Origin of the sequence: Flavobacterium sp. CS20 (assembly GCF_018080005.1) — a bacterium.
Taxonomy (GTDB): domain Bacteria; phylum Bacteroidota; class Bacteroidia; order Flavobacteriales; family Flavobacteriaceae; genus Psychroflexus.
In genome coordinates, this window is sequence record NZ_CP073015.1 from 720122 (window position 1) to 741386 (window position 21265).

The window sequence follows — 21265 nt, forward strand, 5'->3', positions numbered from 1 at the left end:
CAAACATTGGTATTGATAAATATTTTATCGTTCATTAGCTAAGTTTCTATCAAATTTAAAATCTTTGGGCAACGAATATTTATATTTATTTATTGAACAGAAGAAATCATTTGTTTTTGATTTTTATTTCTTAAAATATAGCTGAAACATTTTTGTATTTGTAGTTTCGCATTAAAAAAAATATGACAGGCAAAACCTTGAGTTTAGAAGATATTCAAAATTATGATTTTACAACCATTATATTGTTTGTAGCACCATTGATGTTTTTCTTTGTTGGTTTAGAATACTATTTGAGCAGAAAACAAAACAAAAACTTGTATTCATCAAAAGATTTTCTTGCGTCACTATCAATAGGGTTGGGCAATATTTTTTTGAATGGATTTATGAAAATCGGGGTTTTTATAGTGTTTTTATTTTTTTATAATTTAGCTCCAATCAAAATACCCATTACGTGGTGGTCTTTTATTTTATGCCTAATTGCTCTTGATTTTTGTCGATATTGGGCACATCGCTTAGCTCATGAACAAAGGTTTTGGTGGTCAACTCACGTGGTTCATCATTCTTCAGAATATTATAATTTTTCAGTATCTTTCCGTTTATCTTGGACACAAAACCTTAAAATTGTATTTTTTCTTCCTGTAATTCTTATGGGGTTTCATCCACTTGTTTTTTTAATTGTGCATCAAATTGAAGTTTTGTATCAATTTTGGCTTCATACAGAATTGATCAGAAAACTGCCTAAACCCATAGAGTATGTTTTTACGACACCATCACATCATCGTGTGCATCACTCTACTAACGAAAAGTATATTGATAAAAATTACGGTTCAACTTTTATTTTTTGGGATAGAATGTTTGGCACTTTTCAATTAGAAGAAGAGCAACCGGTTTATGGCATCACAAAACCTGTAAATTCTCATAACCCTTTTTACTTAGTTTTTCACGAATGGATTGAAGTTTTTAAAGATTTAAGCAAATCAAAATCAGTTAAAGATGTATGGCAAATATTATTTGGTAGTCCTGTTGAAAAACACAAAGAAGACTTGAGACAAACCGAAGGATAGTAAAGTTTTATGATTAAGAAAAGTGTAGCTTCAATTTTAACTTTTAAATACTTTTAAATTTTTATTTTTGAAAAAAATTATGATGAAATATATTTCGCTTTTATGGCTATTGTTTTTAGTGTCAAGTTGCCAAAAAGACAACAATTTTCTCATTGCCAAAAACCAAGTTGGTGATTTAAATAACACAACAAAAATATCTGAAATCAAAACGCTTCTAGATTCAGATTCTGTCGTCTTGATTAATGCTAAAAGCCCTTATAATCAATCTAATCGTTCCAACATTAAAGAAGTAGAAGTTTATGATACTTCAGGTCAAAAACAACTATTGATAAAAGTCAACCATAGTTTAGATTCTGTTTCACTAATTGAGAATATTCGCATTTTAACAGATAAATATAAAACTCGAAATGGTATAGGTTTAGGTTCAACTTATGCTGAGTTGAAAAAACATCACCATGTCTCAAGCATTCAAACTTCTCTAAAATCAGTTATCCTTACCTTAGAAGATTTAAATGCTTTTGTCTCTTTTGATAAAAAAGTTTTACCAAGCAATGTCCGTTTTGATTTAGATGCCAATATCAAACCAACCATGATACCTGATGGAGCTCAAATCAATAGATTTTGGATAAATTTTAAGCCCGATAAAGATGCAAAATAATAGCGTTTTCCTAAGTTTTATTCTATTATCATTAATATCATGTAGTTCCAAAACCATCAACTATGAAGAAATTAGTAGCTATAATGCTAAAGGTTTGCTTCAAGCTGTTATAGAAATACCAGCTGGAACTAATGATAAAATAGAATACAATTCTGATAAAAATCAATTTCAACAAGACACTATAAATGGAAAACCAAAGATAATTCAGTTCTTGCCTTATCCTGTCAACTATGGGTTTATACCATCTACAAAAATACACAAATCCCAAAAAGCTGATAGTGAGCCTTTAGATGTGTTGGTTTTGGGTAAACCTTTAAAAACAGGTCAAGTTGTTAGTGTAAAACCAATTGCTTTATTAAACATGAAAAGCAATAATGAATGGGATTATAAAATATTAAGTATTCCCATAAATAAAAAATATCAAAACATTGATATTAAGGATTTTAAAGATTTGCCATTAAATTATCCTTTTTTAAGACAAATGATAGGGAAGTGGTTTGAGCATTACGATAAGTCCGCAGATGTTAAAATTTTAGGTTGGACAGACGAAACATCTGCACATAATGAAGTTGAAAAATGGCAAATTAGAACAAAATAAATGGTCAAAACACTCATAAAGTCTTTTTTGCCAAAACTGATGGGTTTGCGTTTGATGACATTATATAAAATCAAACCAGAAAAAGCTATTCGTAAAGCATTTCTATTGTTTTGTACCCCGAGAAAAGGGTTTATAAAACCCCATCAAAAAGATTTTTTAAAAGCTCATCAAGCGGACAAAATAGGGTTTAAAAAAATCAAAATCCAAACCTACCGCTGGCCAGGTCAAGGGCAAAAAGTTTTGCTTGTTCACGGTTGGGATAGCCATAGCTTCCGTTGGAAAACTCTGATAAACAAATTACAAGCTAAAGATTTTGACATCACCGCTTTTGATGCACCAGCTCACGGATATTCAGAAGGCAATATTTTAAATGTTCCTATCTATCATGAAGTTTTACAATTGATGATAAAAGAGTATTCACCAGATATTCTTATCGGTCACAGTATCGGTGCTATGACTTGTATTTACAATCAATATGAAGCTCAAAACCGAGCTATAAAAAAAATAGTTTTGTTAGGATCACCTTCTGAGATGCAAAGATTTATGAGTGGTTTTCAAAAGATATTAGGCTTGAGTCACAATTTTATGCAAGCCATTGAGAACTATTTTGAAAATCGCTACAATTATAGTTTTGAAGCATTTTCTGTAGCCAAGTTTGCAACCACAATAAATACAAATTCTTTAATTATCCATGATAAATTTGACAAAATTGTGCCATATAAAGAAGCTATTGAAATCAACAAATCTTTAAAAAACTCAACTTTAATGTTGACAGAAGGTGCTGGTCATTCCTTAAATAACGAAAATATAAACACGGCTATTTTAAAATTTATCTTAATCTAATAATGGAGTTTCCAATTCGTATCAATAAATACCTAAGTCAAGTTGGCTATTGTTCTCGACGAGAAGCAGATAAACTTTTAACCCAAAATGCCATTTTAATCAATGATAAATTACCTGAATTAGGCACCAAAGTCCAAAGTGGCGATATAGTGAAAGTCAACGGTAAGGTGATAACCGCTCAAGAAGATAAAAAAGTTTATATGATTTTTAATAAACCTAAAGGTATTGTTTGCACAACAGATTCTAGTGTTGAGAAAAATAACATTATTGATTATATCAATTATCCTACGCGGATTTATCCCATAGGTCGTTTAGATAAAATGAGTGAAGGTTTAATATTTTTAACCAATGATGGCGAAATTGTCAACAAAATACTACGTGCAAGACATTATCACGAAAAAGAATATATAGTCAAAGTGAATAAACCTATCAGTAAGGCTTTTTTAAATGAAATGCAAAACGGGGTAAAAATATTAAACACCAAAACAAGACCTTGTAAGCTTAAAAAAGTGAATCAAAACACCTTTAAAATCATTTTAACTCAAGGTTTAAACAGACAAATAAGAAGAATGTGTGAAGCTTTAGGCTATCGAGTTATTGCTTTAAAACGTATAAGAATTATGCATATTTCTCTTGACATTCCAGTTGGACAATACCGTATGTTTACCGATGAAGAATTAAAAGAATTTCAGTAAGAACTTTAATTTTTTAAAAAAACAAAAGACAAATCTTCCTTTTCATTCAAGGTCTTGTATTTGTTAAGGTTTAGTATATTTGTCATCCAATATTTTAATATGGGTTTATTTAAACAAAATCCTTTTGGGCATTACCTTGTTTTAAAGAAGTGGTTAATTCGTTTTATGGGCATTTTAACCCATAGAAGATATTCTGGGTTCAATCAACTTAAAATAGAAGGTTCAGAGATTATAAAAGATTTGCCAGATACTAATGTGCTTTTTATATCAAATCATCAAACATATTTTGCTGATGTTGTGGCGATGTACCACGTTTTTAATGCCAGTTTGAGTGGGCGAGTGGACACATTAAAAAATGTAGGCTATTTATGGAATCCGAAATTAAATATATACTATGTAGCTGCAAGAGAAACCATGAAAGGAGGTTTTTTACCTAAAATATTAGCTTATGCGGGTTCGGTGAGTATTGATAGAACTTGGCGTGCCGCTGGAAAAAAAGTCAACAGACAAGTTAAGCTTAGCGATATTTCAAATATTGGCAAAGCCCTTAACGACGGTTGGGTTATCACCTTTCCTCAAGGCACTACTAAACCGTGGAAACCTATTCGTAAAGGCACAGCTCATATCATTAAAAAATATAAACCTATTGTTGTACCAATTGTAATTGATGGTTTTAGACGTTCGTTTGACAAAAAAGGGATTAATATAAAAAAACGTGGCATTTTGCAATCTATGCAAATTAAAGAACCTCTTGAGATTGATTATGATAACGAAACTACAGAAGAAATTGTTGAAAAAATTGAATATGCTATTGAGCAACATCCGTCTTTCAAAAAAGTTATTTCTGAAGAAGAGCTTAAACTTCAAGAAGAGCTCAATCAACAAAGACGATATAGTGCTAAAACAGAAAGAAAAAAAGACTAATCTTTTTTATAATTATCGTCCCAATTTTTCACATCAGGATCTCCAAGTTGATTTTGTGATTTTGCAATTAGCATAGACACGGTAGCATCGCCTGTAACATTTACAGATGTCCTTAGCATATCGAGTGGTCTATCCATAGCAAATATAAGTGCTAAACCTGCTTCAGGAATACCTGCTTGACCTAAAACAATCACAAGCATTACCATGCCAGCACCTGGAACAGCTGCTGATCCAATCGAAGCCAAAGTTGCTGTTGCAATAATGCCTATTTGAGACCCAAACGATAAATCCATACCAAAAGCTTGAGCTATAAACACCATGACAACAGCTTGATATAGACTTGTACCATCCATATTGATGGTTGCTCCTATAGGTAATACAAAGCTTGCAACTTTAGGATCAACACCCAAATGCTCTTCTACGCGTTCCATGGTCAGAGGCAATGTTGCGGCACTTGAACTAGTAGATATCGCTAAAAGTTGGGCTGGTGAAATTCCTTTCAAAAAAAAAGAAGGCGATTTTTTAGTAAATATCCATACTAAAAGAACATAAAAACCTATCATTATAATCAAACCACTAACTACAGCGACAGAATAGTATAGGAGTGCAAAGAATAAATCAGAAGACGGAGCTTCTACAACTAAAGTCGCCATTAATGCCAAAACACCATAAGGTGCGACCAGCATGATGATGTCTATCATTTTTAGAATAACTTCATTAAAACCATCAAAAAAATCTTTTACAGGCTTTGATTGTTTTTCAGGGATTAAAATTAGCCCTATACCAAAAAAAATAGCAAAGAAAATCACTTGTAGCATATTGCTATTATCTGAAGCTGCACCAAAAATATTGTCAGGCACTAAATCTTCTATAGCTTTTAATGGACCGTTTTCTTTTTGCATTTGAGCATCTACTTTTTTAGATTCTGCATCACCAGCATAGGCATCAAGAAGCTCTTGTCGAGTATTCTCATCTATCGAACTTCCAGGTTGAATAATATTAACAATCAATAACCCAATACTTACGGCAATTACAGTGGTTAAAATATATGTTACAATAGTTTTTAACCCCATTTGAGATAAACTGGAAATATTTTTTAAATCTGAAACCCCTTTGATCAAAGAAGCTATAATCAAGGGCACAGCTATTAGTTTCAGGGCATTGATAAAAATATTTCCGAAAGGTTTGATCCAATCTGTTACAAAATTGACACCCCAATCAAAATTGGTAAAAACTAACCCAATCAATATACCGAATGCCATACCAATAAGAATTTGCCAATGTAGTGCTAACTTCTTCATAAATTATGTTTTATAGGGTTGATGTTTTGTTTAATAAATAAGCGTCAGCCAAGACCATAGCTGCCATAGCTTCTACAATAGGAATAGCTCTTGGCACTACACAAGGGTCATGCCTGCCTTTACCTTTAAGCGTGACTTTTTGATGCTGATTGTCAATACTTTTTTGGTCTTGAATTAGAGTGGCAACAGGTTTAAAGGCAACATTGAAATAAATATCCATGCCATTTGAAATACCGCCTTGAATACCGATGCTAAAGTTGGTTTTTGTTGTTCCATCCACCAGAAATTCATCGTTATGTTGGTCGCCAAGCATGGTTGTGCCTTCAAAACCACTACCGTATTCAAAACCTTTGACAGCATTGATCGAGAGCATAGCTTTACCCAGTTCGGCATGTAGTTTATCAAATACTGGCTCACCTAAGCCAATTGGTACATTTTGTATAACACAAGTTACTATGCCACCAATAGTATCTCCTTGTTTGCGAATGTTTTTGATAAAAGACTCCATTTCTTGAGCTAAATTTTTATCAGGACAACGCACAGGGTTGTTTTCAATACAGTTGAAATCTAAATCTTTATAATATTTATTTAGCTTTATGTCTCCAATTGCACTAGTAAAAGCTGTTATTTGAATGGGTTGAATAAGCTGTTTAGCTATTGCTCCAGCAACAACTCGAGATACCGTTTCGCGAGCACTTGAGCGTCCGCCACCGCGATAGTCTCTGTGTCCATATTTTTTAGTATAGGTGTAATCGGCATGGCTGGGTCTGAATTTGTCTTTAATATGATCATAATCTTTTGATTTTTGATCAGCATTAGAGATATTGAATCCAATTGGTGTGCCAGTGGTTTTGCCTTCAAAAACACCAGAGAGAAAATCAACTACATCAGATTCCTTGCGTTGAGAAACTATGGCAGATTGACCTGGTTTTCTGCGGTCTAAATCTGTTTGAATCTTGTCAAAATCTATTTCTAAATTAGCAGGACAACCTTCTATTATGCCACCAATGGCTTTGCCATGAGATTCTCCAAAAGTTGTGAGTTTAAATAATTTTCCAAAGCTATTTCCAGGCATAATATTATAGATTTATAACCAATTGTTTTGGACTTTTAAAACTTGTTCTATGATGTCTCTCACACAAGCATCTCCACCATTTTTATGTGAGATATAATGCGATATAGCTTTGATTTCTGAAACTGCGTTTTGTGGACAAGTAGCCAAACCCACAGCATTCATCACTGCCAAATCAGGAATATCATCACCCATATAGCACATGTTTTTAAATGGAATATTATAGATATCAGAAAACTCTTCTAAGCATTTCATTTTATCATCAACACCTAAGTATATATTTGTAATGCCTAAGCCTTGTAATCTGAATTTTACCGCTTGATTTTTTCCGCCTGAGATAATACAAATTTCATAGCCTCTATCAATAGCATGTTTCAGAGCATAGCCGTCTTTTACGTTCATTTCTCTAAGCAGTTCTCCTTTTTCAGAAATATGCAATTTGCCGTTGGTCAAAACACCATCAACATCAAAAATAAAAGCCTTTACATGGTTTAGCAATTGCTTATAATTGGTTTCACTCATAGGTTTTTTGTATTGAAGTGGTCAAATATCGGTATAATTCTTTGTATTTAGAGTTTTCTAACTGCTTTAGATGTCTATTGATGGTGCTTAAATCATTGCGTATAGCTGGACCTGTCTGTGCTTTTTGTGGAATTGTATAATTTATTTTATCTGCAGTTTCATTGATTAAGGGTTTCAAAATATCAAAAGGTAAATTTTTTTGTGAACAAATTTCATAACCTATATGATAAAGATAATTCACAAAATTGCACACAAAAACCGCAACTAAATGTAGCTCTTGACGTTGAGAGGTATTTACTTCATAAACTTTTGCATTGATATTTTCAACTATAACCTTTAAAGTGTGTATGTCTTTTTTATATTCAGTTTCAATGCAAATTGGTAAATTTTTAAAACTCAAACTTTTATTTTTAGAAAAGGTTTGCAACGGATAAAATACGGCATTTCGGCAGGGTGCATTTAGCAATGATAGACTTCCAGAAGTATGGGCGACAATTGACTTGGGTTTATTTAGAGCTGTAATCAATTTTTCGATTTTGTCATCATTTACACAAACCAAATAAAAATCTGCATTCTTAACCTTATCTAGCTCAGTAGTAGTTTCAATGTTTTTAAATTTTTTGAGACTTTCTGGCTTGTGATTATAAATTTGAATAAGCTCAATATTATTTGCTTGTTGAAATGCTTTTGCGAAATGGGTAGCTACATTGCCTGAACCTAAAATAACAACTTTAATCATATTTCAAATGTATTAAAATTCAACGAAATACTTTTTAAACCTAAGCTTTCATTTTTTCATAATATTGCTTTTTTAGTTAGTCTCATGATTTCCGAAATTTGCACTCAATAAATATAAGGGTTATGGAACAATTTAAAAGGCAAAACATACTAAACTTTATCAAAGAACTACCAACTGATGACGCTTGTAAAGCTTTTTTGGCAAAACTAAAAAGTTGCCATAGCAATGTGTATCTTAAATGGCTAAGTCATGGGAATTAAAAGTAAAAGTTTTAAATATCACAACTAAAAAACATAGTGTTTTGCTTTTTTGCTCGCCCTGAAAGGCACAATTCACCGTTAGACATCTAAACGTTAACCAAAAATATTGTTCAAAACTTTAGCCAAACGAATGCCTGCTTTGTGAAGTTGAAGATTTAAAGTATCATACCAATCATACATATAGCGATAGCCCAAATTTTCTCGATGTTCAGCTGAGTTGTAAACTTGTTTTGTTAGTTTTCGCGTATCTTCAACCCAATCAATTAAATCGCCTTCAGCATATTTATGTATTTCCTTTAACGATAATACAGCTTTATTTTTAACCATTTCAGTATAACTCATACCATAAGAATCTATCATTTCAGAGTCCCAAACCTTATGAAAATTTGAATTATCGCCAAACCAATCTACATAAAACCGATTAGCTCCCAAATCTTCTTTAAGCCCAAAATGCAATGGTTGATGCAAATCGCCCATCAAATGAATCAGCATTTTTAAGTAAAACGTCTTATCTTCTTCATCACTTGTGCTGTCTTTTAATACGTTTATACAATATTGAATCCCAATCACAATATCACCATCTTCATTTTTGTCAGCTTCAAGATAGGTTTTGTCAAAAGGCACATTAGCATAATGCCAAGGTTTAAATTCATCATACTGTTCGTCAGATTTTATTTCATCAGCATAAGTAGAAGCCACCGCCAAACTCTGTCCATGCAAAAGCAAATTGATGTTAGCTTTTGCTTTTTCGCTTAAATAGTGGTTAGCAATTTCAGCAACCGTTCGATGTCCAGTTTTTCCCCAATCGTTATTTGAATAAAATTGAAATGTGACTAAAAAAGAAAGCACAATTAATAAAGATTTCATAGTTTATTTTTTTTGCAAAAGTAGAGTTTTACTTCATGTTTTTAAGCAATTAATATCATTAAATTGTTATAAAAAATCAGTAAATATTGTAACATATTCATCTTAATAAAGACCTATTAATCGATGAATTAAACTTAAATTTGTAAAACTTAAAACTAAATTGATAAAAATGAACAAACATTTAAAATGGATTATTCCAGTTGGAATCATTCTGATTTTAGGAATAATTTTATACAATATGACTGCTGGTTTTAATAACAAAGCCGTAACCTTAGAAGAAAATGCCCAAACCGCTTGGAGCAATGTAGAAAGTGCCTACCAAAGACGAAACGACTTGATTGGCAATTTGGTTAAAACCGTGCAAGGTCTTGCCGATTTTGAACGCAAAACTCTAACCGAAGTTATTGAAGCCCGTTCAAAAGCGACTTCAGTCAATGTCGATGCATCAAACCTCAGTCCAGAAAGCATCAAAGCTTTTGGTCAAGCTCAAGGTGGCGTGAGTTCGGCTTTGTCAAGATTATTGGTGAGTGTAGAACGCTATCCTGATATCAAAGCCAATCAAAACTTTCTCAATCTGCAAGCTCAACTTGAAGGTACAGAAAATCGTATTAATGTCGCCCGTAACCGATATAATGAAGCAGTAGGTAATTTCAACATTTTAATAAGAAAATTTCCTAACAATCTTTTTGCGGGACTATTTGGATTTGAACCTTTAACCCGTTACGAAGCTGATGCTGGAGCAGAAAACGCACCTGATGTTGAATTTGAATTTTAAAACTGATGCCAAAACTTAAAGAATATATTTCAAAAGACGACGAAAAAGAAATTATAGAAGCCATAAAAGCTGGTGAAAAACAAACTTCTGGAGAAATACGCTTGCACATTGAAATGAAATGTCCTGTTGAAGATGCTTACGACAGAGCTTTAGGCGTTTTTGAAGAATTGGGAATGCACAAAACGGAATTGGCTAATGGCATTTTAATCTATGTCGCTATAGAAGATCATAAACTCGTGTTGTGCGGTGATAAAGGCATTAACGAGAAAGTAGGACAAGGCTTTTGGGAATCTACCGTGAAGTTGATAACGTCTTATTTTAAAAAAAATCAATACAAAGAAGGCTTAGTTAAAGGCATTGCAGAAGTGGGGCAAAAGTTGAAACAATACTTTCCGTATCAAAGCGATGATACCAACGAACTTTCAGATGATATTTCAAAAGGATAATATGACATTTATAAAAATTATTGCGTCAAGTTTAGTGCTGTTTTTTAGCTTATCAAGCTTTGCACAAAAGAAAATTCCACCTCAACCTGACAAACAAAAAGCGGTTTATGATTATGCCAATATGCTATCTGACAATGAAGAAGTCGCTTTAAGGCAAAAGTTAGAAACTTACGCAGACACGACTTCAACCCAAATCGTTATCGTTACTTTAAACTCTCTTGAAGGCGAATACATCGCCACCTTTGCTACTGAATGGGCACAACAATGGGGCATTGGTCAAAACAACAAAGACAATGGTGCCATCATTATGGTTAGCCAAGACGAAAGAAAAATCACCATTCAAAACGGCTATGGTTTAGAAGAGTATCTAACGGATTACAACAGTAAAACCATCATCGACCAGATTATCAACCTGCGTTTAAAAAAGGTAATTTTTATCAAGGATTGGATGAAGCCACAACCGCAATGTTTCAATTGCTTGCTGGACAATTTGATGCTGAAGCTCTCAACCAGAAAAATCAAAAAAGTCTTTTATCTTATGTGATTCCAATTTTATTTATCGTCATTTTCATTATTTTGGTATTGAAAAGACGTCATGGTGGTGGCGATGGAAAAGGCGGTATGCGTCGTGGCGGACCAGATTTGTTTGACATTTTAATTTTAAGTAGCCTTGGCGGAAGTCATCGTAGCGGTGGTTTTGGCAGTGGCTCATCAGGCGGAAGTTTTGGCGGTGGCGGTGGATTTAGCGGCGGTTTTGGTGGTGGCGGTTTTGGTGGCGGTGGAGCTGTTGGTGGTTGGTGATAATAAATAAAAGTTCTTATTAACCTTAGCGAACTTCGCGAAAACTTAGCGTTCCTTGCGGTTTAAAACAAACATTATGAAAAAACTATTTTTTTATAATTGTAATACCAATTTGACTTAATAATGTCGCTAATAATCTGCTAAAGGTATAATGCCGACGTAACATCCTGCTGTGGCTATTGAGTAGAACCGAAATGCTGGCAGGTATTTTAAGGAACCGTATATACGGGAGACATTTAAAATAACATTCTGTATAAATATTTATAGGCAGGTTACTTCAAGTAATCAAGCTTATAATTTCTTGCTATTTTTTAACAATAAAATATTTCTACAAAAAATTTTCATTTCATTAAAATTACCCTAACAATTATTACAGAAATTTGCTTCTAAAACTCAACATTCGATTTTAAACAATAAATTTGCAATAAATAAAATTAAATAATGGAGCAAGAATTTGCTGATATAATTCGATTGATAAAAAAATCTAAAGCGAATGCTATTAGATTGGTAAACGCTGAATTGATAACGCTTTATTGGAATATAGGAGAATATATCAGTAATAAAATTGAAAAATCCGAATGGGGTGAGTCTGTAGTTTCCAAATTAGCAAAATATATTCAGCAAAATGAGCCAGAGATAAAAGGTTTTTCTGATAAAAATATTTGGAGAATGAAGCAATTTTATGAAACCTACAAAGGGTTTCCAAAACTCTCAAAGCTGTTGAGAGAAATTAGTTGGTCTCACAATTTGACCATTTTTTCAAGATGCAAAACAATAGAAGAAAAAGAATTTTATCTAAAATTATCAAAACAAGAAGGCTATAGTTATAGAGAACTGGATCGACAAATATCATCTGGTCTATTTGAAAGAACAATGATAGGAAACTCAAAACTCTCAACAGTGTTGAGAGAAAGCAAGCAAGACCTAAAAAACACTTTTAGAGATAGTTATGTGTTTGAGTTTTTGAATTTGCCTAACCAATATAGTGAAAACGACTTACAAAGTGAGCTTATTAAAAAAAATGAAAACATTTATTCTTGAACTTGGAAAAGACTTTTTGTTTATCGATCAAGAATATAAGTTGCAAGTGGGTAATAACGACTTCTATATAGAACTTCTTTTTTACCACCGTGGACTCCAGTGTTTGGTAGCCTTTGAACTTAAAAATGATAAATTTAAGCCCGAACATTTAGGGCAACTAAACTTTTATTTAGAAGCCTTAGATAGAGATATAAAAAAACCTAACGAAAATCCAAGTATTGGAATTTTACTTTGTAAAGATAAAGATTATGAAGTTGTTGAATATGCCCTGAGTAGGAGTCTTTCTCCGACAATGGTTTCAGACTATAGAACCCAACTTCCTGACAAAAAAATATTACAACAAAAACTGCACGAAATTTTTGATAATAATACTGATGATAGGTAGAATATACAATAACATAAAAAATTAAGACAAAAGAAAACATAGCGAACTTCGCGAAAACTTAGCGTTCCTTGTGGTTTAAAACAAACATTATGAAAAAACTAATCTTTATTGTTGTTCTATTAATTTGGTCATTGCCAAGCTTAGCTCAAAACCCGATTTCTGAAAATTTAGAAATCAATCAATTGATTGATGGAACTTTACTTCAACCAGAAGGGAAAAATTCTAAAACCTTAGCCATTATCATTGCAGGTTCGGGACTGACAAATCGCGACGGCAATCAAATTGCTATGAAAAACAACAGTTTAAAACAGCTGGCTTATTTTCTTGAAGAAGAAAGTATTGCAAGTTTTAGATACGATAAACGGATTTTTAAACTTGCTAAAAATCAAATGATAGATGAATCACAAATACGTTTTGATGATTTTGTGCAAGATGCCACTGATGTGGTTAATTATTTTAAACTTTATGACGGTGTAAAATATGGCTTTGATAAATTTTTATTAATCGGACATAGTCAAGGTGTTTTGGTAGCACAACTGACAAGCCTTAAAACAGCAGTTGAAGGCTTAATTTTACTTTGTGATCCTGCAAAACCCATAGATGAAGTTATGATAAGCCAAATCAGTAAGCAAGCCCCATTTTTATACAAAGATTTAAAAGAGTCATTTGATTCTATTAGAAAAGTAGGCTATGTCAAAGAATATAATCCGCTTCTAAAAACAGTTTTAAGAGAAGAAACCCAAGCTTTTTTTCAATCTTGGATGAAGTATAACCCAACAGAAATTGCACAAAAAATAACGGAACCAACCTTAGTCATTGGTGGCACAACCGATATTCAAGTGCACAGTGAAGATGCTAAAATATTAGCTGAAAACTTTCCCAATGCCACGTATGCCATTATAGAAAATATGAATCACGTGCTGAAAAAAGTTGAAAGTATAGGTCTTGAAAACCAAAAATCTTATAATAATCCTAATTTGCCATTGCATAACGAATTAAAATCTGAAATTGAACAATTCATTCAAAACTTCAAATGATGTATCAACTTATTGCAATTGACATAGACGGCACGCTTTTAGATAAAAATAAAGGGGTTTCAAATCAAACCATAAAAACTATTAATGCACTAAAGCAAAAGGCTAAAATTGTTTTGATTTCAGCACAGATGCCAAAAGCGATGCGACATTTGCAAGATGATTTAGGTATTTCAAATTTTCCGATTGTAGCTTATAACGGTGGCTTGGTTTTGCATCAAGACAAAATTTTATCACATACAGGTATTGATTTTAATACTTTTAGAGAAGTTTTAAACGCCAATCAAGATTTGAACTTGCATATTAGTTTATATCACAATGACGAGTGGTTTGCACCGCAAGAAGATGAGTGGTGCAGAAGAGAAGTCGCCAATACAAAAGTCCATCCAGAATTCAAATCCAACAATGCTGTTTTTGAAGATTGGAAAATTCACAATAAAGAACCTCACAAAATTATGTGTATGGGCGATGAACGCAAAGTTGAAGAATTTTACCAACGTCTATCTCACCATCTTCAGGATAAATTGCATTTATACCGCTCAAAACCAACCTATATTGAAATGGCACCTATGCAAATTTCTAAATTGTCAGGACTTCAAGTTTTGTTACAAAAAATATACAAAGACATCAAACTTGAACAAGTTGTTGCGTATGGCGATAATTACAACGATATTGAAATGATAGATAAAGTTGGCCTTGGCGTTGCTGTTGACAATGCAAGGTTAGAAGTAAAAGCCGTTGCAGATGATATCACACAAAGCAATATTGATCACGGCGTTGCTAATCACCTCCAAAAAATATTTGACATAAAGCTTTAGGTTCTTTTAGTAATCTCTATTTTTATACCAAAATTTTATATGGAGAATCTGAGACCTGAACCTTTTTTTACTAATGATGCCGTTGTTTTAGGACTTCTGTTATTGGTTTTGGGCTTAATTTTTTACACCTCTGATTTAAAACATAAATCTTGGTCTCGATTTTATAAATATGTGCCTGCTTTGTTGCTGTGTTACTTGATTCCAGCCATATTGAATTCACTGGGTTTAATTTCTTCAGAATGGGATGTTGTGGACAAGGCAGGTGAAGTGACCAAAGAAAAATCTCAACTCTATTTTGTTGCTTCAAGATACTTATTGCCAGCATCTTTAGTGTTGCTAACCTTAAGTATAAATTTAAAAGCCATAATCAATCTCGGTTGGAAGGCTTTATTGATGTTTTTTGTAGGAACGCTGGGCATTGTCATTGGCGGTCCTATTGCTATCCTTTTGATGTCTTATATTTCGCCTGAAACGCTTGGCGGAAGTGGATCTGATGCTGTTTGGCGGGGTTTATCTACTTTAGCTGGCAGTTGGATTGGCGGCGGTGCTAATCAAGCGACGATGCTCGAAATTTTTGCATATAACCCCAGGAAATATGGAGCTATGGTTTTGGTGGATATTGTTGTGGCCAACCTTTGGATGGCATTAATTTTATTGGGAATTGGTCAGCACAAGAGCATTGATAGATGGTTAAGAGCCGACAATTCTGCCATAGATGATTTAAAAGAAAAAGTCTCAGCTTATGAAAAAAGCATTTCTCGTAAATCGACTTTATCTGATTTGATGGTAATTCTGGCTATAGGTTTTACTGGTGTGGCACTTGGACATTGGTTTTCAAAAGAAATATCTACTTTTTTAATTTCTAATTTTGAAATCTTTAGTAACAAATCTTCAGCCTTGAGTTCGTTTGCAGGCGAGTTTTTTTGGATGATTACCATAGCCACAGCTTTTGGTATTGCTTTATCATTTACTAAACTTAAACGCTTTGAAGGCGTTGGCGCAAGCAAAATAGGCTCAGGGTTTATTTACATCTTAGTGGCTACGATAGGAATGAAAATGGATTTAACTACTGTCACAGAAAATCCTGGATTAATAGGAATAGGTTTGATTTGGATGAGTATTCACGCCATACTTTTAATATTAGTAGCAAAGTTGATCAAAGCTCCTTATTTTTTCTTAGCGGTTGGGAGTCAAGCCAATGTTGGTGGCGCGGCTTCGGCACGAGTAGTGGCATCGGCATTTCATCCGTCTTTGACCAGTGTTGGTGTGCTTTTAGCCGTGTTTGGCTACGCCGTGGGAACTTATGCGGCGATTGCTTGTACTATTTTAATGGAAATGGCTTCAAAATTTTAAATATGAAAATGAAATTTTTATTCTTACTTATTGTTATCGCAGTTTTGAGTTGTGAAACAAAAAAACCTGATTTAACCATAACAGGGCAGATTGATGGTTTAAAAAAAGGAAAAATTTATCTGCAAAAAGTAAAAGATTCTACTATTGTAAATTTAGACTCTTTAGAGCTTTACAATACCAATCAGTTCAACTTTGATGTTGAACTCAACCAACCTGAAGTGATGTATTTGCAATTAGAAAAAGACACGATAGATCAAACTGATAATTTTATAGCTTTCTTTGCTGACAAAGGAAAATTAGAAGTCAAGGCAAAATTAGATGAATTTAGCTATGCAAACTTAAATGCCGATTACAAAAACCAACAAAAATTTCAAGAATACAGTCAAAATATCAAACGATTTGCTGACCAAAAGTTAGATTTGATTAAAGCCGAGTTAGAAGCCAGAAAAGCCAATAATCAAGACCGTTTAGATAGTATTAATAAGGTTTATAATTCTATGACCCAAAGACGCTATCTCTATGCCATCAATTTTGCTATGAATCATCCTGATTTAGAAGTTTCGCCTTATGTTATTCTAAATCAAGCAGAGTTTATCACTCCTAAATATTTAGATTCTGTTTATCAATCTTTTGACAAATCCATTCAAAAATCTTATTACGGGCAACAACTTAACAATTTGGTAACGCAACGTCAATCAAAATAAAACATCTTGTTTATATATTTAAAATTTGATTAACCTTATTGTTATGAAAACGTACTTCAAACTCTTCTGTTTAATAAGTATATTGGTTTGTTGGTCTTGTGAAGATATTGCTAATAACCGACGGTTGATTTTTACAGGAAATTTAATAGACGAAAATAATCAACCCATTCAAAATGCACGTTTGATTTCAACACTAAGTGCTAATGTTGGTTTTGAAGAAGCCGAAAACAGAATAGGTTTAGGACAAACCAATACAAGTGGTTTTTTTGAATTCGCATCTCTAGTACCTTTGTCTTCAAGCGCAGGCTTACAAATTATTCCTGAAGAATCCGGTGTTATAGCTGAAGAATCTGATAAATTTGCAAATGTAGTTTTATCTTTTACAAATGACGTTTTTGATAATGTCAACCAAGTCGAACTTAATGATTTTAAAATTCCAAGGAAAGCTATATTAGAGCTCAACATTCAAAAAACTTCTACAGAACCAGTTTTTTTAGAATGGACTATCGAACGGAAAACAGCGCAATGTTTTATTACAATTTCTGAATTAAATGAATTAGAAAACATTGAATTTTGCAATACTTTTTTTAGTATTTCAGGCTAAAATAATTCAGAAAACCCTAACGAACAACGAACAATTCAAAGCCTTCGTAATTCTACAGTTTTCTTTACTTTCAGCATTAACAACGCCCCCAATCAAGTTATAGAAATTACATTAAACAACCCTAGCAATGTCTTTGAGTTTACTTACTAAAACTTTTATTTTTTTATTTTTTATCTACTGTTTTACGCTTCAAGCTCAAACTTCAGATACTTTAGAGAATAAAACTAAACAAACTAAAACTCATCTCAATGTCGAGTTTTCTGGTATTTTACCAATAGCTGTTGGTGAGAACTTCATGACAGATGGTATGGACTTTAACTATGGATTAAGTTTTAGTTTTAAAGGTTATTTTAATGATCATCTATTTTTTGGCTTAAAATTTCAGCACTTAAGAGCTGATGTTGCCGATGAAACTCTGGTTGGTGTTTTTGAACACGATAATGTCAACTCTTATTTAGCTGTTGGTGGATACCGATTTATTTTGGATGAACAATTTAATATAGAATCTTCATTAGGAATTGGAGCTACGGTTTACAATAATAAAAAAACAACAACAACTTTTAATGAAAAAATAGACTTTGAAGATGATGCAACAACTATGATTATTTCTGTTGCAACAAGTTATCGAATAACAAATCAATTAAAAGTATTTATAAAACCAGAATACCGTATAGATTTTATGCGAATTGATACTGCACCTATCCGTCAAGATTTTTTCGACGAAGCCCATTTTTTAAACATTTTGTTTGGAATAAGATTTGGCTATTAGGTCTTTTAATACTGAATGTTATTTTAAATATCGTTTAGTATATGAAAAGTAGGCGGTTTCGAAGCACTAAACTTTTGTTTAAGCACAAGGATTGATACGAACTAAAAGCCTTGATTACAGAACTATTGAGCCTATTTTTTATATACATTGTTACCTGCTGGCTTTATTTTTTCGTTCGTCTGTCAGCGTTGGCAAAGACATACTCTTTTGCAATTTTTGGCTTGTGTGTCGGCTGGTGCGAAACGAAGTTCACGAACTCTATTAACAAAATAAAGATACGTGAGTAATTGCAAATGTGTATGACTTTTAGCGTTGGCTTATTCAATCAATTGTCCGACTTTATTTACCACTTTATATTCTAATTCATCAAATTCGTTAAAGTGTGCTTTTCCGCATTTGATTTTCAATTGTTCATCACCGCTTAGTTTTGCTAAATCTACCTCTGGTGTTCCTGTATCTTTAGTTTCAGCTACAAAGTAGATTTTCTTGTCGTCTTCAAATACCAAAGCCCAATCTGGATTGTAATTGCCAATAGGTGTAGGGATTTTAAACCAATTCGGAAGTTTAAAATAGAACTTAATTTGGTCGCTTGATTCACAGTCCTTTGCAAACTTGCTTTCAACTCCCGAATCTAAAGGAACAAACTCTTCATAAATGGTTTTAGAACTGTCTGTCACTTTAAATGAAAAGTCATTTAGATACACTTCTAATTCCTGAGCTTCAAAAAGTGCCATTTCATATCTGCTCCGCCAATTTTTTGGTACTTGATTCCGTCAATCATTAAGTCGTATAAAGTCCGTTTTATGGCTTGGGTTGTTAAGTCCAAAAACAATTGTGGATTGATTAAAATATCTCCAATTCTGTCGGACTTACTTAATATCTCTTGAATGGTTGAACGAGTTAATTCTGTTTTACTTTGGATATAGCCCAAAACGTCGGGGATTTTCCAAGAATAACTGTCGTAAGATTCTACTTTGTCTCCTGCATACATTGTGTCAACACCTTCGTCTGTCATATTGATATTGACTTTGGTAGAACGAATAGAAGGGGCTTTAATCTTTGGTAAATCTTTAACCGCTTTTGAAGCAAAAGTGATTAACTCATCTGTTTTATAGTCAACTCGGTAAGTCGTTTTCTTTTTGAGGTTTTCCCAAATCTCCAAGAATTTTGGGTCAGCTTCAAATCCTTTTCTATATTTAATTGCGGTACGTTCTCTCTTGTTCTTAATTCTGCCTTTAAATTCAACTCCACAATCATCTTCAATTTCTTTTTGCAAGGTTTTGGCGAAATCATCATAGGATTCGTTGGCAATTACTGTCAATCGGTTTATGTTTTGGTCATAGGTTCTTTCCAATTTGCCATCCTCTGTTTTCTTAACTGCTAATCGTAAACCTCTTCCAATTTCTTGACGTTTTTTAATGTCCGATTTCGTTTCGTTCAACGTACAAATCTGAAATACATTCGGATTGTCCCAACCTTCCCGAAGTGCTGAATGTGAGAATATAAAGCGAAGCGAATTATCAATATCTAACAACTTTTCTTTGTCTTTCATTATTAAGCTGTAAGTGTCGTCATCTGCTTTTGTAACGCCTGAAGTATCTTTGAATTTTCCTTTTTTGTCTTGTGAGAAATAGCCATTGTGAACTGCATTGACAGGAAACCTGTCCAATTCCTTAAAAGCAGGTTTTGAAATGTATTCCTGGTAGATTTCTTCAAACCATTCTGCAAATTTCCCTTTGTTTGGATTTCCTGCTGAATCATAATGACGGTAATTGGCAACTTTGTCAATGAAGAACAGCGAAAGCACTTTAATTCCTAATTTGTTGAGGCGTTTTTCCTTTTTCAAATGTTCTTCAACTGTTTTACGAATTTGAAATTTCATTACTTCATCATTCAATCCGCCTTGACTGTCACCTTTGTATAAGATATTGCCATTTGAAATTGAAATACAATTGTTCGTTGCGTCTATTTCTTCAATGATATAGCCATCTGCATAAATTTCTCGTTCGTTGGAAAGTTTGTATAAATCATCTCCAACTTTAACGGAAAGGGATTTCTTTTTTACGCCTCCTTTGTCATTTACGTTGATTGAAACTTTTGCGGTAACTTTTGTCTTTGTTGCCTTAATAGAATCTACTTGAACAAAAGCATCATTAAACGCATTTTCTTCAACAATAGAATCTACTTCAATCTGTTTTACCAAGCCTAAATCGTAGGCTTTTACTGGATTCAAACTATACGTAAGATTGTATTGATTTCTGTGTGTTGCAGAATAACGAAGTGTACAAAGTCCTTTTAAATTTTCAATAGCCGAAATACGTTTTTCGGTTTCCATATTTTGTGGCTCGTCCACAATAAGAATTGGATTTACCGACTGAATAAACTCAATGGGTTTTCTTCCATTGGCTCTGTAATGCGGTTGATTGATTATGTTTTGGTCTTTGGCAAATGAATCTATATTTATTACCAAAACTTCAATGTTGTTGTTCGTTGCAAAACCTCTTAAAGTTGAAACTTTTGAACTGTCATACACTTGAAAATTCAACGGATTATTGTCGTACAAGTTTTGAAAATGCTCGTGTGTAATTTCCAAGTTTTTTAAAACGCCTTCACGAATAGCAACAGACGGAACAACTATGACAAACTTTTTAAAGCCGTAGGCTTTGTTTAGCTCGTAAATACTACGCAAATAGACATAGGTTTTTCCTGTTCCTGTTTCCATTTCTACGGAAAAGTGCATACCATCTAAATCCTTGCTTTGTTCAATCTCGTTTTGCTTTTGAACGGATTGCAAGTTTTTTAAGATTTGCTCTTCTGATAGAATTAAGTTGTTGCCAACGCCATTGATTAAATCTAAAGTGCCTTCTTCCTTTAGGTCAAATTCCATAATAGAATCTTCCAAAGGTTGTCCTTCAAATAAGTCTGTTATAGACTTTATAGCGTCTTGCTGATATTGTAGGTTAGAATCAAACGTTAACTTCATCTGTCTGAA

General features: G+C 33.1%; 23 protein-coding genes and 2 pseudogenes. 18 read left to right on the plus strand and 7 right to left on the minus strand.

Going from position 1 to position 21265, the window contains the following annotated elements:
• Window positions 1-182 precede the first annotated feature (182 nt).
• From IGB25_RS03525 to IGB25_RS03550, 6 genes are all read left to right on the plus strand, one after another.
• On the plus strand, window positions 183-1064 hold the full coding sequence (locus IGB25_RS03525; protein WP_211066187.1) for a sterol desaturase family protein: 882 nt from the start codon (window positions 183-185) through the stop codon (window positions 1062-1064).
• Between the two features lie 79 nt (window positions 1065-1143).
• Entirely contained in the window at window positions 1144-1722 is a 579-nt protein-coding gene (locus IGB25_RS03530; RefSeq protein ID WP_211066188.1) for a hypothetical protein, read from the plus strand.
• On the plus strand, window positions 1712-2320 hold the full coding sequence (locus IGB25_RS03535) for an inorganic diphosphatase (RefSeq protein WP_211066189.1): 609 nt from the start codon (window positions 1712-1714) through the stop codon (window positions 2318-2320). Before IGB25_RS03530 ends, IGB25_RS03535 begins: the two co-directional genes overlap by 11 nt.
• Window positions 2321-3163: an alpha/beta hydrolase gene (locus tag IGB25_RS03540; protein ID WP_211066190.1), complete on the plus strand. Its 843-nt coding sequence runs from the start codon at window positions 2321-2323 to the stop codon at window positions 3161-3163.
• Between the two features lie 2 nt (window positions 3164-3165).
• Complete coding sequence (locus tag IGB25_RS03545) at window positions 3166-3858, plus strand: pseudouridine synthase (protein ID WP_211066191.1); 693 nt, start codon at window positions 3166-3168, stop codon at window positions 3856-3858.
• Between the two features lie 99 nt (window positions 3859-3957).
• On the plus strand, window positions 3958-4782 hold the full coding sequence (locus IGB25_RS03550; RefSeq protein ID WP_211066192.1) for a 1-acyl-sn-glycerol-3-phosphate acyltransferase: 825 nt from the start codon (window positions 3958-3960) through the stop codon (window positions 4780-4782).
• On the opposite strand, the gene IGB25_RS03555 is transcribed toward IGB25_RS03550, so the two are convergent.
• Genes IGB25_RS03555 through IGB25_RS03570 form a run of 4 tightly spaced genes read right to left on the minus strand, consistent with a single transcriptional unit; the run spans window position 4779 to window position 8416 of the window.
• On the minus strand, window positions 4779-6083 hold the full coding sequence (locus tag IGB25_RS03555; RefSeq protein ID WP_211066193.1) for a dicarboxylate/amino acid:cation symporter: 1305 nt from the start codon (window positions 6081-6083) through the stop codon (window positions 4779-4781). The two genes, IGB25_RS03550 and IGB25_RS03555, sit on opposite strands and share 4 nt — an antisense overlap.
• A gap of 10 nt (window positions 6084-6093) precedes the next feature.
• Window positions 6094-7158, minus strand: coding sequence for a chorismate synthase (aroC, locus tag IGB25_RS03560; protein WP_211066194.1), 1065 nt, complete (start codon window positions 7156-7158; stop codon window positions 6094-6096).
• A gap of 12 nt (window positions 7159-7170) precedes the next feature.
• Window positions 7171-7677, minus strand: a complete 507-nt coding sequence (locus IGB25_RS03565; protein ID WP_211066195.1) for an HAD family hydrolase — start codon at window positions 7675-7677, stop codon at window positions 7171-7173.
• Window positions 7670-8416, minus strand: a complete 747-nt coding sequence (locus IGB25_RS03570) for a Rossmann-like and DUF2520 domain-containing protein (RefSeq protein WP_211066196.1) — start codon at window positions 8414-8416, stop codon at window positions 7670-7672. The genes IGB25_RS03565 and IGB25_RS03570 overlap by 8 nt, the downstream gene beginning before the upstream one ends.
• Window positions 8417-8538: 122 nt before the next feature.
• Between IGB25_RS03570 and IGB25_RS03575 the strand changes: the two are divergent.
• Window positions 8539-8628: pseudogene (locus IGB25_RS03575) on the plus strand (IS1595 family transposase); the annotation flags it as partial.
• A gap of 141 nt (window positions 8629-8769) precedes the next feature.
• On the opposite strand, the gene IGB25_RS03580 reads toward IGB25_RS03575, so the two are convergent.
• On the minus strand, window positions 8770-9543 hold the full coding sequence (locus tag IGB25_RS03580; protein WP_211066197.1) for a S1/P1 nuclease: 774 nt from the start codon (window positions 9541-9543) through the stop codon (window positions 8770-8772).
• A 169-nt stretch (window positions 9544-9712) separates the two neighbouring features.
• On the opposite strand from IGB25_RS03580, the gene IGB25_RS03585 reads away from it, so the two are divergent.
• The 11 genes and pseudogenes from IGB25_RS03585 to IGB25_RS03630 all read left to right on the plus strand — a co-directional run bounded on the left by IGB25_RS03585 (window position 9713) and on the right by IGB25_RS03630 (window position 18273).
• On the plus strand, window positions 9713-10318 hold the full coding sequence (locus tag IGB25_RS03585; protein WP_247653595.1) for a LemA family protein: 606 nt from the start codon (window positions 9713-9715) through the stop codon (window positions 10316-10318).
• A gap of 5 nt (window positions 10319-10323) precedes the next feature.
• Window positions 10324-10764 carry a TPM domain-containing protein gene (locus IGB25_RS03590; RefSeq protein WP_211066198.1) on the plus strand — a complete coding sequence of 147 codons (441 nt, stop codon included), beginning with the start codon at window positions 10324-10326 and terminating at the stop codon, window positions 10762-10764.
• A gap of 1 nt (window position 10765) precedes the next feature.
• Window positions 10766-11308 carry a YgcG family protein gene (locus IGB25_RS03595; RefSeq protein WP_371815936.1) on the plus strand — a complete coding sequence of 181 codons (543 nt, stop codon included), beginning with the start codon at window positions 10766-10768 and terminating at the stop codon, window positions 11306-11308.
• Window positions 11305-11565 carry a hypothetical protein gene (locus IGB25_RS15405; RefSeq protein WP_371815937.1) on the plus strand — a complete coding sequence of 87 codons (261 nt, stop codon included), beginning with the start codon at window positions 11305-11307 and terminating at the stop codon, window positions 11563-11565. Before IGB25_RS03595 ends, IGB25_RS15405 begins: the two co-directional genes overlap by 4 nt.
• 441 nt (window positions 11566-12006) lie before the next feature.
• A pseudogene (locus IGB25_RS15410) lies at window positions 12007-12991 on the plus strand (YhcG family protein).
• An 89-nt stretch (window positions 12992-13080) separates the two neighbouring features.
• The gene (locus IGB25_RS03605) at window positions 13081-14028 is read left to right on the plus strand and encodes an alpha/beta fold hydrolase (RefSeq protein ID WP_211066199.1); all 948 of its coding nucleotides are present in this window, start codon (window positions 13081-13083) and stop codon (window positions 14026-14028) included.
• Window positions 14025-14843, plus strand: a complete 819-nt coding sequence (locus tag IGB25_RS03610; RefSeq protein ID WP_211066200.1) for a Cof-type HAD-IIB family hydrolase — start codon at window positions 14025-14027, stop codon at window positions 14841-14843. Before IGB25_RS03605 ends, IGB25_RS03610 begins: the two co-directional genes overlap by 4 nt.
• A 39-nt stretch (window positions 14844-14882) precedes the next feature.
• Window positions 14883-16196, plus strand: a complete 1314-nt coding sequence (locus IGB25_RS03615; protein ID WP_211066201.1) for a DUF819 domain-containing protein — start codon at window positions 14883-14885, stop codon at window positions 16194-16196.
• 8 nt (window positions 16197-16204) lie between these two features.
• Window positions 16205-16900 carry a DUF4369 domain-containing protein gene (locus tag IGB25_RS03620; RefSeq protein ID WP_211066202.1) on the plus strand — a complete coding sequence of 232 codons (696 nt, stop codon included), beginning with the start codon at window positions 16205-16207 and terminating at the stop codon, window positions 16898-16900.
• 43 nt (window positions 16901-16943) lie between these two features.
• Window positions 16944-17504 (plus strand): hypothetical protein, encoded by a 561-nt coding sequence (locus IGB25_RS03625; protein ID WP_211066203.1) that lies wholly within the window; start codon window positions 16944-16946, stop codon window positions 17502-17504.
• A 127-nt stretch (window positions 17505-17631) separates the two neighbouring features.
• Window positions 17632-18273, plus strand: a complete 642-nt coding sequence (locus IGB25_RS03630; protein ID WP_211066204.1) for a hypothetical protein — start codon at window positions 17632-17634, stop codon at window positions 18271-18273.
• Window positions 18274-18590: 317 nt separating this feature from the next.
• On the opposite strand, the gene IGB25_RS03635 is transcribed toward IGB25_RS03630, so the two are convergent.
• Entirely contained in the window at window positions 18591-19007 is a 417-nt protein-coding gene (locus IGB25_RS03635; RefSeq protein ID WP_211066205.1) for a hypothetical protein, read from the minus strand.
• On the minus strand, window positions 18980-21256 hold the full coding sequence (locus tag IGB25_RS03640) for a DEAD/DEAH box helicase family protein (protein ID WP_211066206.1): 2277 nt from the start codon (window positions 21254-21256) through the stop codon (window positions 18980-18982). Before IGB25_RS03640 ends, IGB25_RS03635 begins: the two co-directional genes overlap by 28 nt.
• Window positions 21257-21265: the final 9 nt, after the last annotated feature.